The sequence below is a fragment of the Streptomyces sp. NPDC090741 genome (genome assembly GCF_044769045.1).
In the GTDB taxonomy this organism is placed as follows: Bacteria; Actinomycetota; Actinomycetes; order Streptomycetales; family Streptomycetaceae; genus Streptomyces.
Map to the genome: position 1 here is coordinate 125186 of NZ_JBIVXF010000017.1, position 15086 is coordinate 140271.

Annotated in this window: 18 protein-coding genes; 8 read left to right on the forward strand and 10 right to left on the reverse strand. The window is 71.2% G+C overall.

Features of this window, described 5'->3' with window-relative positions; all coding sequences use genetic code 11:
* Positions 1-85: 85 nt before the first annotated feature.
* A complete protein-coding gene (gene opcA, locus ACIQU4_RS34515; RefSeq protein ID WP_403739318.1) occupies positions 86-1024 on the forward strand; it encodes a glucose-6-phosphate dehydrogenase assembly protein OpcA in 939 nt (312 codons plus the stop codon).
* Positions 1025-1044: 20 nt separating this feature from the next.
* Here opcA and ACIQU4_RS34520 read toward each other — a convergent pair whose 3' ends face one another.
* Entirely contained in the window at positions 1045-1641 is a 597-nt protein-coding gene (locus tag ACIQU4_RS34520) for an HhH-GPD-type base excision DNA repair protein (protein WP_403739321.1), read from the reverse strand.
* Positions 1642-1746: 105 nt separating this feature from the next.
* On the opposite strand from ACIQU4_RS34520, the gene ACIQU4_RS34525 reads away from it, so the two are divergent.
* Positions 1747-2565: a VOC family protein gene (locus ACIQU4_RS34525; RefSeq protein ID WP_403739324.1), complete on the forward strand. Its 819-nt coding sequence runs from the start codon at positions 1747-1749 to the stop codon at positions 2563-2565.
* Positions 2566-2620: 55 nt separating this feature from the next.
* On the opposite strand, the gene ACIQU4_RS34530 is transcribed toward ACIQU4_RS34525, so the two are convergent.
* Complete coding sequence (locus ACIQU4_RS34530; protein ID WP_403739327.1) at positions 2621-3460, reverse strand: helix-turn-helix domain-containing protein; 840 nt, start codon at positions 3458-3460, stop codon at positions 2621-2623.
* 427 nt (positions 3461-3887) lie between these two features.
* Here ACIQU4_RS34530 and ACIQU4_RS34535 point away from each other — a divergent pair, with 427 nt between their 5' ends.
* The 3 genes from ACIQU4_RS34535 (at position 3888) to ACIQU4_RS34545 (ending at position 4891) form a co-directional block, all read left to right on the forward strand.
* The gene (locus ACIQU4_RS34535) at positions 3888-4061 is read left to right on the forward strand and encodes a DUF397 domain-containing protein (protein ID WP_403739329.1); all 174 of its coding nucleotides are present in this window, start codon (positions 3888-3890) and stop codon (positions 4059-4061) included.
* Positions 4062-4128: 67 nt separating this feature from the next.
* A complete protein-coding gene (locus ACIQU4_RS34540) occupies positions 4129-4320 on the forward strand; it encodes a DUF1059 domain-containing protein (RefSeq protein ID WP_030160209.1) in 192 nt (63 codons plus the stop codon).
* A gap of 151 nt (positions 4321-4471) precedes the next feature.
* Complete coding sequence (locus tag ACIQU4_RS34545) at positions 4472-4891, forward strand: molybdopterin-binding protein (RefSeq protein ID WP_030857941.1); 420 nt, start codon at positions 4472-4474, stop codon at positions 4889-4891.
* Between the two features lie 8 nt (positions 4892-4899).
* Here ACIQU4_RS34545 and ACIQU4_RS34550 read toward each other — a convergent pair whose 3' ends face one another.
* From ACIQU4_RS34550 to ACIQU4_RS34560, 3 genes are all read right to left on the reverse strand, one after another.
* Complete coding sequence (locus ACIQU4_RS34550; RefSeq protein ID WP_403739332.1) at positions 4900-5346, reverse strand: molybdopterin-dependent oxidoreductase; 447 nt, start codon at positions 5344-5346, stop codon at positions 4900-4902.
* An 80-nt stretch (positions 5347-5426) separates the two neighbouring features.
* Positions 5427-8219, reverse strand: coding sequence for a molybdopterin-dependent oxidoreductase (locus tag ACIQU4_RS34555; RefSeq protein ID WP_403739334.1), 2793 nt, complete (start codon positions 8217-8219; stop codon positions 5427-5429).
* On the reverse strand, positions 8216-9064 hold the full coding sequence (locus tag ACIQU4_RS34560) for an FAD binding domain-containing protein (protein ID WP_403739337.1): 849 nt from the start codon (positions 9062-9064) through the stop codon (positions 8216-8218). The genes ACIQU4_RS34555 and ACIQU4_RS34560 overlap by 4 nt, the downstream gene beginning before the upstream one ends.
* Before the next feature lie 234 nt (positions 9065-9298).
* Between ACIQU4_RS34560 and ACIQU4_RS34565 the strand changes: the two genes are divergently transcribed.
* Positions 9299-10762: a PucR family transcriptional regulator gene (locus ACIQU4_RS34565; protein ID WP_403739339.1), complete on the forward strand. Its 1464-nt coding sequence runs from the start codon at positions 9299-9301 to the stop codon at positions 10760-10762.
* Between the two features lie 125 nt (positions 10763-10887).
* On the opposite strand, the gene ACIQU4_RS34570 is transcribed toward ACIQU4_RS34565, so the two are convergent.
* Both ACIQU4_RS34570 and ACIQU4_RS34575 read right to left on the reverse strand, forming a co-directional pair.
* Positions 10888-11292: a molybdopterin-binding protein gene (locus tag ACIQU4_RS34570; RefSeq protein WP_403739341.1), complete on the reverse strand. Its 405-nt coding sequence runs from the start codon at positions 11290-11292 to the stop codon at positions 10888-10890.
* 9 nt (positions 11293-11301) lie between these two features.
* Positions 11302-11865, reverse strand: a complete 564-nt coding sequence (locus ACIQU4_RS34575; RefSeq protein ID WP_403739344.1) for a hypothetical protein — start codon at positions 11863-11865, stop codon at positions 11302-11304.
* A 99-nt stretch (positions 11866-11964) separates the two neighbouring features.
* Here ACIQU4_RS34575 and ACIQU4_RS34580 point away from each other — a divergent pair, with 99 nt between their 5' ends.
* On the forward strand, positions 11965-12477 hold the full coding sequence (locus ACIQU4_RS34580; RefSeq protein WP_403739347.1) for a PadR family transcriptional regulator: 513 nt from the start codon (positions 11965-11967) through the stop codon (positions 12475-12477).
* A gap of 15 nt (positions 12478-12492) precedes the next feature.
* On the opposite strand, the gene sigJ is transcribed toward ACIQU4_RS34580, so the two are convergent.
* Positions 12493-13413, reverse strand: a complete 921-nt coding sequence (gene sigJ / locus ACIQU4_RS34585) for an RNA polymerase sigma factor SigJ (protein ID WP_403739349.1) — start codon at positions 13411-13413, stop codon at positions 12493-12495.
* Positions 13414-13538: 125 nt separating this feature from the next.
* Here sigJ and ACIQU4_RS34590 point away from each other — a divergent pair, with 125 nt between their 5' ends.
* Positions 13539-14003, forward strand: coding sequence for a hypothetical protein (locus tag ACIQU4_RS34590; protein WP_403739352.1), 465 nt, complete (start codon positions 13539-13541; stop codon positions 14001-14003).
* Positions 14004-14141: 138 nt separating this feature from the next.
* On the opposite strand, the gene ACIQU4_RS34595 is transcribed toward ACIQU4_RS34590, so the two are convergent.
* Together ACIQU4_RS34595 and ACIQU4_RS34600 are read right to left on the reverse strand one after the other, a co-directional pair.
* Positions 14142-14564 carry a PIN domain nuclease gene (locus tag ACIQU4_RS34595; protein ID WP_403739354.1) on the reverse strand — a complete coding sequence of 141 codons (423 nt, stop codon included), beginning with the start codon at positions 14562-14564 and terminating at the stop codon, positions 14142-14144.
* A complete protein-coding gene (locus tag ACIQU4_RS34600) occupies positions 14561-14776 on the reverse strand; it encodes a type II toxin-antitoxin system VapB family antitoxin (protein ID WP_361939748.1) in 216 nt (71 codons plus the stop codon). The genes ACIQU4_RS34595 and ACIQU4_RS34600 overlap by 4 nt, the downstream gene beginning before the upstream one ends.
* Positions 14777-15086: the final 310 nt, after the last annotated feature.

Consider the following 15086-nt stretch of genomic DNA (forward strand, 5'->3'; position numbering starts at 1 on the left):
CTGTCCGGCGTACGTGACGGATTCCGGCGGCCGGATCCGCCGCCGGGGTGCCGCCGGAGGCTCCGGCGCTGACAGACTTCGCCCCATGCGGACCGAACTCACCGACACCACGTCCAGCAAGATCGACCGGGCCCTGCTCGATGCCCGCCGGGCCATCGGCAGCCCCACGATGGGCCTGGTGCTGACGCTCGTCATCGCCACCGACGAGGAGAACGCGTACGACGCCGTCCGCGCGGCCTCGGAGGCCTCGCGCGAACACCCCTGCCGCATCATCGTGGTGATCAAGCGCACCTCGCGCGGCTCGCACAAGCTCCGCCAGAACCGGCTGGACGCCGAGCTGCGGGTCGGATCGGACGCCGGGACCGGGGAGATCGTGCTGCTGCGCCTGCACGGGGCGCTCACCGAACAGGCGGGCTCCGTGGTCCTCCCGCTGCTGGTGCCGGACGCGCCGGTGGTGGTGTGGTGGCCGGCCGACGCCCCCGCCGACCCGGCGCGCGATCCCCTCGGCGCGCTCGCGCAGCGCCGGATCACGGACGCGGAGGCCGTCGCCGACCCGGTGGCGGTACTGGACCGGCAGGCCGCCACGTACGCCCCCGGGGACACCGACCTCGCGTGGACCCGGCTGACGCCGTGGCGGGCGCTGCTGGCCGCCGCGATGGACCAGAAGCCGCTGCCGGTGACGGGCGCGGCGGTGGAGAGCGAGGCCGACAACCCGAGCGCCGAGCTGCTGGCGCGCTGGCTGCACGACCGGCTCGGGGTGCCGGTGGAGCGGATCACCACGGACGGGCCCGTGATCACCCGGGTCCGGTTGGCGACCGCGGCGGGCGAGATCACGGTGGACCGCCCCGACGGGGCGCTGGCCACGCTGATGCTGCCGGGCAGCCCCGACCGCAAGGTGGCCCTGAAGATCCGCAGCAAGGCCGAGCTGATCTCGGAGGAGCTGCGCCGCCTCGACGCGGACGAGGTCTACGCGTCGGCGCTCCGCAAGCGCCCGTCCCCGGAACCGGCCCCGGCCTCGCTCTAGCCGGCCAGCGGGCTAGCCGCCTAGCCGCCCTTCTCCGCCTTGGCGGCCTTGGCGGCGGCCTTCATCTCCTGTTTGTGCGCCCGCACCTTCGCCAGGGACTCCGGCCCGGTGATGTCCGCCGCCGAGCGGTAGACGTTCGCCGGGCCGTAGCCGCCTGCCGCCTCGCGCCAGCCCTTGGGCCGTACGCCGAGCTGCTTGCCCAGCAGCGCCAGGAAGATCTGGGCCTTCTGCTCGCCGAACCCGGGCAGTTCCTTGAGCCGCTTCAGCAACTCGTCCCCGGTCCGCACGTCGCGCCAGATGGCCTCCGCGTCCCCGTCGTAGTGCTCCACCAGGTACGCGCACAGCTGCTGCACCCGCTTCGCCATCGACCCGGGGTAGCGGTGCACGGCCGGCTTCTCGGAGAGCAGCGCGGCGAAGGAGTCGGGGTCCTGGGCGGCGATGGCGTGGGCGTCCAGATCGTCGGCCCCCATCCGCTGGGCGATCGTGTACGGGCCCGAGAACGCCCATTCCATCGGCACCTGCTGGTCGAGCAGCATGCCGACGAGCGCGGCGAGCGGGCTGCGGCCGAGGAGCTCGTCGGCCTCCGGCTGCTGGGCCAGCCGCATCGTGATGTCCATGGCTCCAGCCTCCCGCGTGGCCGCGTTCCCCGCGCGGTCGCCGCACCGCGGCCCTAGCGTGAGAACCGCGCAAAACCGACGAAACGACACAGGAGTCGATCGATCATGGCTGAGTTCCCGGAAGGCGCTCCGTGCTGGGTGGACGCGATGTTCAAGGACGTGGAGGGCGCGAAGACCTTCTACTCCGACGTGCTGGGCTGGACCTTCGGCGAGGCGTCCAGTGAGTACGGCAACTACACGCAGGCCTACTCCGACGGCAAGGCGGTGGCGGCCGTAGTCCCGCCGATGCCGGGCGCAGATGCCCCGTCGCAGTGGTGTCTGTACTTCGCCTCGCCCGACGCGGCGGCCACCGCCAAGAAGATCAAGTCGGCCGGCGGCGAGCTGATGATGGAGCCGATGCAGGTCGGCACGTTCGGCACGATGGCGATCGCCAAGGAGCCGAGCGGCGCGGTCTTCGGCGTCTGGCAGCCGGGCGAGCACAAGGGCTTCGAGAAGATCGGCGAGCCGGGCGCGTACGCCTGGGCCGAGGTCTTCACCCGCGACCCGGCCAAGGCGGACGGGTTCCTCCCGAAGGTCTTCCCGTACTCCGCCCAGAAGATGGAGCCCGGCGACGACCCGGAGGCGGCCGGGATGGACTTCAAGATCTTCAGCGTCACCGGCAGCGAGAACCCGGTCCTCGGCCGGATGAGCATGGGCGACGAGTTCCCGCCCGAGATCCCCCCGTACATCCAGGTCTACTTCTCGGTCCCGGACTGCGACGAGGCCGTGGCCAAGGCCAAGAAGCACGGCGGCAAGCTCCACTTCGGCCCGATGGACAGCCCCTTCGGCCGCTTCGCGGCGGTGACGGACCAGCAGGGCGCCGCGTTCGCCGTCATCGACATGTCGAAGACGACGGGCGAGATGCCGCAGATGTCGGACGCATAGCCGCCGCCTCCGGGCGGGGCGGGGTCACCCGACGGGTGGCCCCGCCCCTACGCCGTCATGTGGGGGTGCAGCCCTTGCAGGTGCCGGGAGTTGGGGCGCGGAAGGCGCGGTCGCATTTCTCGCAGGTCTGGAAGGGGTCCGGCGGGACGAATGCAGGGCCGCGCCGGATGGGTGCCAGGAGGGGTGGGAGCTGGGTTGCCAGGCGGTGGGCGATGAGGCCCGCCGGGTTGCGGGGCGGGTCGGGGAGGTTCGCCGTCAGGGCGCTGATCACCGCTTGATGGGTGGCGCCGCGCTCCAGCCAGGCCTCGACGCCGCCCGCGAGGCGTTGGACGTCCCGGGTGCCGAGGAGCAGGCGGGGATCGACCCGGCGGAGTTCCGCCAGGAGCTCCTCGGCCAGCTGTCGGCGGGCCGGGTTGTCGGGGTTGCGGGGCGCCGGGAGGGCCGCCGGGGGTTGCGGCGGCGGGGCCGGTTCGGGCTCAGGGGCGGGCGCCGGGACAGGTTCGGGCTCCGGGGCAGGTTCCGGTTCCGGGGCGGGGTTTCGCTCGGGTCGGGTGACGGCCTTCGGCTCGTTGCAGAACACCGTCCGGGTGACGATCCGCCCGTCCGGGAGCTTCTCCTGGAGCCGCCGCAGGTACCCGTACGCCTCCAGCTCGCCCAGCGCCTTGCCGATCGCCTTCTCCCCGAGGGGCAGCTGCTTGGCCAGGGCTTTGATGCCGACCGGGGTGCCACGGGGCACCGACTGGATGTACGAGGCGAGGGCCCGCGCGGTCATCGACAGGTGCGGGTGCCGGATCAGGTCGTTGCTGACGACCGTGAAATTGCGGGTCTGCCGGACGTTGGCGTGTTGAACGCCGTACGCGCCGCGCGAGGGCGCGTTAGAGTGCTGGAAAGCCATTGGGAAGCTGGTTCCTTCTCGTGGTCAGGCCCTCGTCGGGATTGCGAGTCCCGGCGGGGGCCGTCCTGTGTCTGGAGTTGTCGCGGCGAGCATATGCCAGGCAACCGGCATGAAATCCAGCCGAGTTGGGACGGTTCACCCGTGTGAGTGAGCGGCGCTCCGGGGAGGCTGGAGGGGCAGGGCAGGAGTTCTTTCTCTTGGTTCTTTCAAAGAAAAGCGTCGTGACGCGCCGGGACGCGCCCGGGCGCGTCCCGGTGGCGCGAGCGGCCCGCACATATGTCCACGACTTTGTCCAAAGCTGTCGAGACTGCCTCAACGTGAGTGACGGGTAAGGCGCGTTGAGGAGGTGGGTGCGCATGGGCGTGGACAGTGACGGTAGTTCAAGAGCAGTTACAGCAGCAGCAGCGACATCAACGACTGCGTCGAGGTGGCGTGGGTCAAGAGCAGCTACAGCAGTGGATCCGAGGGCGACTCCTGCGTCGAGGTGGCCGCCTGTCCCGAAGCCGTGCGGGTCCGGGACTCCAAGGTCCTCGACGGGCCCCAGCTCGCGCTTGCGCCGCAGGCCTGGGCCGGCTTCGTTTCGTACGCGCGCCAGGGCTAGGACTTTCGCCCCCGGGGCATTCGGAGGATCGTGGGGAGTGAACCTTCGCCATACCAGGAGGCGCGTCATGCGCAAGGTCATGGACTGTAGGGAGTACCCCAGCGAGATCGGGTGCACCCTGACGATCACGGGTGAGGAAGACGAAGTCATGGGGGCGGCCGTCCAGCACGGGGTCGCCGTACACGGTGAAGAGGACACTCAGGAGTTCCGCGACGCGCTGCGAGGCATGCTGAAGCCCGAGGTGCCGCAGCACGCCTGACACACGAAACCGCAGAGGCGAGCCGCACGGGTGGTTCCGGCTGGCGGATGCGATGGGTCGAATGCAGGTCGGCGCCGGGGTGATTACGGTCGATCTTGTGCGGTTCCCCCCGGATCGTGCGAGGTCCCTACCGAAGAGGTCGAGCAACCCCATGAGCCTGAGCATCCGCAACCAGATCGCCGGTACCGTCACCGCCGTCACCACCGGGGAGGCCATGGCCACGGTCAAGGTCCGTCTGGAAGGCGGGCAGGACATCACCGCCGCCATCACCACCGACGCCGTCAAGGACCTCGGCATCGCCGAGGGGTCCTCGGTCAAGGCGCTCGTCAAGGCCACGGAGGTGGCGCTGGCCACCGGCGCCGTCGAGGGCATCAGCATCCGCAACCAGCTGGCCGGCACCGTCTCCGACATCGCCACCGGTGGTGCCATGGCCTCCGTCAAGGTGGACGTGAACGGCGGCGGGCTGACCGCCGCCATCACCAAGGACGCCGTCGAGGAGCTCGGCCTGGCCGCCGGATCCTCCGTCGTCGCGCTGATCAAGTCCACCGAGATCTCGCTCGCGACCGCCTGAGCCCGCTCTCACAGGCCGAGGTTCGGCGGTGACAGCGAGCCGAACCACACGTGCGTGACGGCGCTGACGTAGCGCGCCCCGCACCGGTCCGACGGAACCACCAGCTGCGCGCCCGCCTCGTCGAGGTCCTCCCCGTCGAGGCGGGTCGCCAGCAGCACCGGGCTGTCGCCGAAGTCCGCGTCGAGCTCGGCCCAGGACAGGACGGTGTGGTGCCCGTCCCCGCCGCTGATCGCCAGCAGGAAGCGGCCGCGGTCCTTGCGCCGGCGCGCGTCGAAGGACGGCCCGGCGCCCGCGACCACGTCGCGCAGCAGCGCGCCTTCGAACACATGGTGCTGCGGACCGTTCGTCGCGCAGTCGAAGGTGACCTCGGCCCGGTGCTGTACCCAGTCCCGCAGGTCCGCGACGCTCAGGGTCGCCGGGTGGTCCAGATCTCCGTGCAGCATGAGTTTGGCCATGTGCAGATTCTGCCCGGGGCCCGTCATTCCGGAACCTCATCTGCAAGGTTGATGGCTTGATACAACCCGCAGATGTGGCTTCATCGTGTGTTCTGCCCTTGCAGGTCCTGCAATCTCTGGTTCACCTTCCGCCAGACGATGTCGCGTGTCACCGGCATCTCCGTGAACCGCACCCCGGTCGCGTCCCGCAGCGCGTTCGCGAACGCCGGGGCCACCGGGTTGAAGGGGCTCTCGCTCATCGACTTCGCGCCCAGCGGGCCGATCGCGTCCGAGGTCTCCATGAAGTGCACCTCCGTACGCGGGACGTCCGCGTACTGCGGGAGCCGGTAGCGGCGGAACGCGGCCGTGGTCACCTCCCCGCGCTCGTCCACCCGTACGGTCTCGAACAGCGTCGCGCCCAGCGCCTGGGCCACGCCGCCCTCCACCTGGCCGCGGCACTGCATCGGGTTCATGACCTTGCCCGCGTCGGCCGCGTGGACGGACCGGAGGATCTTCATCTCTCCCGTGTCCGGGTCCACGGCGAGGCGGAACCACTGCGCGTTGAAGGCCACCGAGCGGGGGGAGCCGCCCCAGTGGCCGTCCGCGGCCATCTCGTCGAGCTTGCCCTTGTCGTACGCGGCCTCGTACAGCTCCTTGAGCGTGACGGTCCGGCCCGCGCAGTCGAAGGACTCGGCCGACAGCTTGCACAGGTGGCGGGCCACGCCCGTGTGACGGGCCGCGAAGGTCTGGAGCCGCTCCGCGAGCGAGTTCGCCGCCAGCATCACCGCCTTGCCCGCGACCACCGTGCCGGCCGAGCCGAACGCGCCGGTGTCGTGGCGGACCACGTCCGTGTCGGACTGGCGGACCGCGATCCGGTCCACCGTCGTGTTCAGCGCGCCGGCCGTGATCTGCTTGTGGACGGTGGTGGTGCCGTTGCCGAACTCCGCCGTGCCGACGGCGATGTCGTACGTGCCGTCGCGGAGCAGGCTGACCCGGGCGTCGGCGAAGTGGCCGCCCGGCGGGCCGGTCGCGATCATGGCGACGGCCGATCCGGTGCCGGTGAGCCAGCCCTCCGGCACGTCCTCGTGGCTACGGTCCTCGGCGATGGCCTTGCGCACGACGTCCATGCACTGCTTCATCCCGTACGAGGCGATGAACAGGTCCTCCTCGTGGCCGATCGGGGTCACCATGTGGTCGCCGGCGCCGATGACGTTCTTCTCGCGCAGGACGAGCGGGTCCATGCCGAGCTTGATGGCGAGCTCGTCCATCACCGATTCGAGGGCGAACAGGACCTGGCCGAGGCCGTAGCCGCGGAAGGCGCCCGCCGGTACGCCGTTGGTGTAGACCGAGTACGCCTCCACCTCCTTGTTCGGCGCCTTGTAGACGGCGAAGGACTCGCCGACGCTGTGGAACATGACCGCCGGGCCGTGGTTGCCGTAGGCGCCGGTGTTGGAGAGCACGCGGATGCGCAGCGCGGTGAGGGTGCCGTCGGCCTTGGCGCCGATCTTGATGGTGATCTTGAAGGGGTGGCGGGTGGTGGCACCGTAGAACTGCTCGGCCCGGGTGAATTCGAGTTTCACCGGGCGCCGCAGCTTCAGGGCGGCGAGGACCACGATGTCCTCGGTGAGCATCTCCTGCTTGCCACCGAACCCGCCGCCCACGCGGCCCGCGACGACGCGGACCTCGTCCTCACCGAGGTCGTACAGGGCGCACAGCGCCCGCCGGGTCAGGAACGGGGCCTGGGTGGAGGAGCGGACGGTGATCCGCTCGCCGTCGCCCTCCTCCTTGGGTTCGAAGTACGCGACGCTGCCGTGCGTCTCCAGGCTGGCGTGCTGCACGCGCTGGGTCTGGAAGGTCTCCTCGTAGACGACGTCCGCCTGCGCGTACCCCTTCTCCATGTCGCCGAGGGTGTTGTGGACCTCGCCGCACACGTTGTTCTCGGCGCGGAAGATCCCCGACTCGGGGCCCTTGGGGTGGATGACGGGGGCGCCCGGAAGCATCGCCTCCTCCGGGTCGATCACGTACGGGAGCTGCTCGTACGTGACGACCACGCGGCGGCAGCCCTCCTCGGCGGCCTGCTCGCTGTCGGCGACGACGGCCGCCACGCGCTGGCCGACGAAGCGGACCACGTCGTCCAGGACGCGGGTGTCCATCGGGTCCTCGGTCGGGTGCTCGTGGCGGGCGGACGAGTACAGCCGGTCGGGGGCGTCGTGGTGGGTGAGGACGGCGTGCACGCCCGGGACCTGGAGGGCGTCGGTGGTGTCGATGCCGACGATGCGGGCGTGCGGGTGCGGGGAGCGCAGCAGCTTCATGTGGAGCAGCCCGGGCACCTCGACGTCGAAGGTGTAGCGGGCGGTTCCGGTGACGACGAGGGGCCCGGCGGGGGCGCCGAGGCTCCTGCCGACGGCCTCACCCTGTTCGGGGGTTTCGGTGTGCTTCACCCCGCGTACGGCGTCCTCGATGGCGCGGTAGCCCGTACAGCGGCAGATGTTGCCCTTGAAGGCGCGCGGGAGGTCCTCCAGCTTGCCGTCGTCCTGGTCGGTGCCCTGCTCGGCCTGGAGGGCGGCGGTGGTCATCAGGAAACCGGCCGTGCAGAACCCGCACTGGAAGCCCTGGGCGTCGAGGAACTGCTGCTGCGCCGGGTGGAGTTCGCCGCCCGGCGTGGCGAGGCCCTCGACCGTGGTGACGGAGCGGCCCTCGGCGCGTACGGCCGGGTAGAGACAGCTGTGCACGGGCCGGCCGTCGACGTGGACGGTGCAGGCGCCGCAGTCGCCCTGGTCGCAGCCCTTCTTCACGCCGAACCAGCCGCGCTCGCGCAGGTACGTGCGCAGGCACTGGCCGGCGCGGGGCTCGGTGTCGAAGCGCTCCTTGTTGATCTCGATCTCGTAGCTCATCGGGAAACCTCCTCCTCCAGCGACGCCGACGTGAGTTCGCGGCGGATCTCCTCGGCCAGGAGCAGGGCCATGTGGCGCCGCCAGTCGGGCAGTCCGTGGATGTCGTCGAACCACTCGTCCGGCCGGACGGCGGTGTCGATCGCCTCGCGCAGCTCGGCGGCGGTCGGCGGCAGCGCGAACCAGAAGCGGAAGGGGCGGGTGGTGGCGGCGGTGACCGTGAGGGCGAAGGAGCCGTCCTGGGGGTCGCGGGCGCCGATGATGAGGGCGCCGGAGCGGCCGAGCCCGTAGAGGGAGGCCTGTCGGAAGGCCGTGCGGCAGGCCAGCGAGCGGGCCGGGACGCGGACGGAGCGCAGCAGCTCGCCCTCGCGCAGGTCCTTGACCCCGGCGCCGCGGATGAAGTCGGTGACGGGCAGGCGGCGGGTGGCGCCGTCCTGGCCCTGGAGGAGGACGGTGGCGTCGAGGCCCGCGGCCAGGGAGATGATCGGGCCGGCCGGGAGGCCGTTGCAGAGGTTCCCGCCGACGGTGGCCATGTTCCAGATCTTGAAGCTGGCGAGGAAGGCCCGGCAGCACTGCTCGATCAGCGGTGCGGCGGTCGCGGTGGTCGCCGGCAGGGAGCGGCCGAACCGGGACAGCTCGGTGATGGTGCAGGTGGCGGCGATGTCGAGGTCGCCGTCGGGCTGCCAGGACAGGGGCGGCCAGCCCATGCGCGAGAGGTCGATCAGACGGCGGATGTGGGGCTGGGGCTCGGAGAAGAGGTACGTGCCGCCGCCGAGCCAGGCGTCGCCGGGGCGCCAGGGTTCGCGGCGGCGTGCGTCGCGCACGTCGAGCACGGTGTTGAGATCCAAGGTGAGCCACCCCCTCCACTCGGGACACCCGGGGAACCGAGCGTTTCCAGTCAGTGAAGCAACGGGGACGGGCCCGGGACGACTGTGGCCGAACACGGAAACCGCTGGACTCCGGCCGGTTCGTCCTGGAGGATCAACCAAGAGGCTGACTGGGGTCTTGCCCTTGCATTTACGATGGTGTTTCTCGTATTCGCCTCGCGAATGTGGGCTGCCACCCACCGCAAGGAGCCCCGCATGCACGTCCTCGACCTGCTCCAGTCCGACAACCTCGGCCTCACCCTGCTCTGGGGCGAGGACGCCCTTCTCGGCCAGGAGGTCAGCGGGGTCACCGCCACCGACCTGGAGGACCCGCGCCGCTTCCTGGGCCCCGGCGAGCTCGTGCTCAGCGGCCTGGTGTGGTGGACCGACGGCGACCTGGTGAAGGCGGATCGATTCGTCTCCGCCCTCGCCGAGGCCGGGGCCACCGCCCTCCTCGCCGGCGAGGAGACCCACGGCCGGGTCCCCGACGAACTGGTGGCCGCCTGCCGAGCCCACCGCGTGCCGCTCGTGGCCGTGCCCGCGCAGACCAGCTTCCGCGCGGTCACCGAGGCGGTCTACCTGCGCCAGTGGGGCGACCTCAGCCGCCGCCCGACCCGGCTCTTCGCGCTCCCCGAGAACGTGCGCGCCGAGCTCAGCCGCCTCCTCGAAGGCGGCGCCGGACCCGCCGAACTGCTGGACCGGGCCTGCGCGCACCTGGGCAAGGTCGCCTGCTACCTGCTGACCGCGAGCGGCCGCACCGTCGCCCGTACCCCCTCCGCGCCCGCGATCCCGGCCCAGCGGGCGGGCGGCGGAGCGCTGCGCGAGGGGCTCTCGCTGCGCATCGAGTCCGAGAGCACCCCGTACGACGCCTGGCTGCTGCACGTGCCGGACGCGGACGCCGCGCCCCCGCGCGTCCTCCACGAGATCGCCGAGGTCTTCGCCCAGTACCGCGACGGCCGGGCCCGGCGCGCCGGCGCGCTGCGCGCCGCCGCCGGCCGGGAGCTGGCCGTACTGCTGGAGGCGGAGGAGCCGGCCACGGACCCGGGAGCCCTGGAGGAGGCACTGGCCGCGGCCGGACTCCCGGCGGGGGGCCCGTACCGGGTGCTCACGGCGACGGACGGCGACGCCCTGGCCGAGGCGCTGGCCCACCTGGAGGACGTCCCGTACGCGGTGGGGCGCTCGGTCGCGGTCCTGTACGAGGACCAGGACGCGGCGGTCGACGTCCCGGGCCGGCTCCGCCCGGTCTGGCCGCTGGTCCAGGCGTGCGGCGGCCCGGAAGCCGATCTCCGGCTCGGCGCGGGTGCGCGGGCTTCGGGCGCCGAGGCGCTACGCGCATCGATGCACCAGGCCCGCTTCGCCCTGACGGCGACGGACGAGAGCGTTCCGGTCCGCGCGGTGGAACAACTGGACACCCTGTCCGCCCTGTTGTCGGGGGTCCCGCAGGAGGTCCGGTCGGTCTACGCGGCGCGGACGCTCGGGGCGCTCGGGGACGGGATGCTGCGCGAGACGCTGGAGGTGTTCCTGGCCAACAACTGCTCCTGGACGCGCACGGCGGAGGCCCTGCACCTGCACGTCAACACGGTGCACTACCGGATCGAGCGGGTGGAGTCCCTGACGGGCCGGGATCTGTCCCGCCTGGACCACAAACTGGACCTCTACGCGGCGCTGCGCTGCACGTAGCGGTTCACGGCCCGGGGTTCACGGCCCGGGTTCACGGCCCGGGTTCACGGCCCGGGGTTCACGGCCCGGGTTCACGGCCCGGGGTTCACGGCCCGGGTTCACGGCCCGGGGTTCACGGCCCGGGTTCACGGGACGTCGACGTACACCTCGGTCGACTTCACCCGGGCGGTGACGCACACCCCGACCGCGATCCCGAGCTCCTCGACCGACTCCCGCGTCACCACGGACACCACCCGGTGCGGGCCCGACTGGATCTCCACCTGGGCGGCCACGTCGTCGAGCCGCACCGCGGTGACGATCCCGACGAAGGAGTTCCGTACGGAGGTGGCCGTTCCGTTGCCCGCCGGCGGCTGCGGCCGCGGCTCACCGGCCCGCGCCTTGGCGAAGGCGGCGAGCGTCACCCCGTCGAAGGAGCGCGCCCCTTCGGCCGTGCGGCGCACGGCCAGCCGCCCCCCGTCGGCCCAGCGGCGGACGGTTTCGGCGCTCACGCCCAGCAGCCCGGCGGCCTGCCCGATGGAGTACGACGACACGCCCGCACCCTACAGCTGCCCGGCGGCCTTGGCCTTGGCCTGTACGGCGGCGGCGTAGCGGACGGTGAAGAGCATGGGGACGACGAACCCGGCGGCCTGGACGAGCGTGGCGGACGTCGAGTGGCCGTGGCCGGCGTGGGCGAGGGCCGCGAGCGCGCCGGCGGTGACCGCGAAGGCCGCGGTCCACACGGCGGTGATGACGACGTTGGTCCGGATGAACGGCCGCAGGCCCCAGACCTCGCGCGGGGTGGTGCGCTTGGCGATGCCCAGGGTGAACGGCTTGCCCACGAGCAGCGAAACCCCGGCGATGAGGGCCAGGGTGGCCGAGGAGAGGGCCGCCGAGTAGTCGTGCACGCCCGAGTGCGGGTCGGTGAAGGCGATGACCGTCAGGGCCGCGAAGAAGACCGCCGAGCCGAGTTCGATGATCAGCGCGTCGAACCCGGCCCCGGCCAAGCGCTGCTCGACGGTCACCGCGACGGCCGCCACGAGACCGGCGAGCGCGCCCCACTGCCACTGGGCGGACGGAACCACCGCGAAGACGATCCACGGAAGGAAGGTGCGTACGTACGACATCGGAAACCCCCGGCTTGGCTGCTGACGTTCCTGTTCTGACATGTCGAAAGTAGATGTTCCAGTACTGACATGTCAAGGTTGGAATGTAAGGTGAGGGGCATGAGCCTTCGACACGCCCTCCTCGGACTTCTGTCAGAGCGCCCGGCCAGCGGTTACGACCTGCTCAAGCGCTTCGAGACCTCGCTGGCCAATGTCTGGCCCGCCACCCAGAGCCAGATGTACACAGAGCTGGCCAAGCTCGCCGACGCCGGAATGATCAGCGTCTCGGCGGAAGGCCCGCGCGGGCGCAAGGAGTACACCCTCACCGACGAGGGCCTGGCCGAACTGCGCCACTGGCTGACGGAGACCAAGCCCCAGCGCAACACCCGCAGCGACATCCTGCTGAGGGTCTTCTTCCTCGGTGTGCTCACCCCCGAGCAGGCGCGGGGCTACCTGACCGAGCTGGCGGAGCTGTCCGAGCAGGAGCACGAGGGCCTGCGCCGGCTCGACGAATCCATCGACTGGGGCGACGACACCCTGTCGGTCCACGGCAAGATCGCCCTGGAGTACGGCCTGCGCTTCAACGCCATGCGCCGTGAGTGGGCGCAGTGGGCGGCCGGCCAGATCGGCTAGGCCGTGTCCCGCCGGTCAGAGCGCGGCGCCGTCCGCCCGGTCGCCGTTCCACGCACGGAGTTTCTCCGGATTGCGGACCGCCCAGATGTGCGTGATGCGGTCGGCGGCGAGGTCGAATGCCGCCACGGTCACTGTGGTGCCGGCGTACTGGGCCACCAGGCCCGGCCGGCCGTTGACCGTCCGCTCCAGGAGTGTCAGCCCGGGAGCCTTGGCGGCCATGTGGATCAGGTACTGGGCGATGCGCTCGCCGCCCTCGACCGGGCGGAGCGCGGCGCCGACCAGTCCGCCGCCGTCGGCGACCATCGTGGCGTCGGGGTCGAGGAGACCGACGAGGGCCTTGATGTCCCGGGCTTCCCACGCCCCCTTGAAACGCCGCACCAGGCCGGCCTGCCCGGCCGTCGTGGTCGTCGCGGGCGCCTGTGCGGCCCGAACGCGTCGGCGGCCGGAGGTCGCCAGCTGCCGGCAGGCGGCCGGTGACCGGGCGATGATCTCGGCGATCTCGGCGAAGGGGTACCGGAAGACGTCGTGCAGGACGAACGCCACGCGTTCGGCCGGTGTCATCGACTCCAGTACGACGAGGAAGGCCATGTTCACCGACTCGTCCATGGCGACCCGGTCGGCGGGGTCGGCCGGCCCGTCGATCCACTCCGTACGGTCGGGCAGCGGCTCCGGTATCCACGCGCCGACGTAGCGCTCGCGGCGGACCCGCGCGGAGCCGAGCAGATCCAGACAGATGCGGCCGGCCACCGTCGTCAGCCAGGCGCCGGGCGACTCGACGGCCTCCTGCTGTTGCGGCGACATCGCGTACCAGCGGGCGTAGGCCTCCTGTACGGCGTCTTCGGCCTCGGTCAGCGACCCGAGCAGCCGGTAGGCGAGGGCGATGAGGCTGCGCCGCTCGCCGAAGATCGCGCGCGGGTCCGGCTCGGAGGTGCTCACGGCAGCGACCGCTCCCTGTTCCTCTGGTTCGCCTCACATTTCGCGGGCCCACGTCGTCGGACTGTCGAGACAGTACCGAGTCACCGCCGCGAGGCAGAAGAGGGGACCGCACCATGGCCACCCGGATGACCGCGAACCAGACGACCGAAGACCAGACGACCGAAGACCGGACGACCGCAGACCGGACGACCGCGGACCAGACGGCCGCGGACCGGCGCACCCGCACTTTCCTGCGGGTCGCGATCGCCCTGCAGACCCTGGCCGTCTTCTTCCAGGCGGCCACCGCCGGACTGCTGCTGTCCACGTCCTACGGCGAGACACTGCACGGCGTCGGAGCGCGCGTGATGTACGGCGCATCGATGCTGTACGTGCTCGCCGCGATCCTGGCCTGGCGCCCGGGCGGCGGAACTCCCCGCCCCATCCTGTACGCGTCCGGCTTCCTGGTCCTCGCCTCGGTGCAGGTGGTGCTGGGCATCGCGCACATACCGTCGCTCCATGTACCGCTGGGCGTCCTGATGTTCGGCCTGAGCGTGCTCGCGCTGGGCCGGGCACTGCCGGCCGCCCGCCGTTCGCCGCGCCGGGGGCTCTAGGCCGTCTCTTCCGGGGGCGTTCGGCTGAAAAATCGGGACGGGGAACGTCGAAGGGCCCCACCGCAAGCGGTGGGGCCCTTCGACAACGTGCCTGGTGAGGCACTGGCGGAGGACACGAGACTGAGACCAGGCATGGGCTTACTTGCCGGCCTCCGGGCCGTACCACTGCATGGCTTGGCCGGTGACAGCCGCGATGCACTCGAAATCGTGGTCGCGGTGCAGGAGAGTCAGCCCCTGCAGTTCCGCGGTGGCGGCCACGACGAGGTCGACCGCGCCCGCACTGCGGTGCTGCCCGCGCTGGGTCAGTAGCTCCTGGACCTGCCAGGCGCGGTCGTACGCCCGGTCGTCGACGGGCACCCAGCCGAACAGCAACCGCATGTCCTCGATGCCGCGCGCACGGTCTGCGGTAGATCGGGCACTGTAGAAGAACTCCAGCTCGGTGATCGGGCAGGTCGCGATGAGGCCAGCCGCAGCCGCCTGATCCCAGCCGTACTGTTCGGCGTCGCCGTGCAGGAACCGCGCGAGTGCGCTGGTGTCGATCAGGAACTGCGCCGCGCTCACCTTCGGTAGTTCCTCTTGTCCTCGAAGAGGCCCAGATCGAACGCGCCCTCTCCGGCGGCGGCCCGCAGCCGAGTGAGCGCGAGCGCGCGCCGGCGGTTCTCCAACACCTCACGCAAGGCGGTGTTGACCGTCTCCTTCTTGGTGCTCGTCCCGAGCGCCTGCGCCACGTCGGCCAGCAGCTCGTCGTCAAGGTCGATCACTGTTCGACTCATCCGAACACCTCCTGTGATATCAACTGACCCATCGAGTATATCCGGCATGGTATCTACGGTGGAGCTCTTCCGAAGATCACAAAATGCGGCGCGGGAGCTGCTGACTTCGATCTTTGGTGTGGCGAGCATGGTGATGAACAGGGCGAGGAGGTGCCAGGTGCGGTGGACCGCCATCGCGGCAGGGGTCCTCGTGGCCGTAGAGCTTACGAGGTGCCTGCTGGTGCAAGTCGGGAAACTTCTTGCGGAGCTCGCCGAGGTGATTCGGGCGTGGCACGAGGTCCGGCAGTTGTTGCGGCGGGGTCGGGATCGA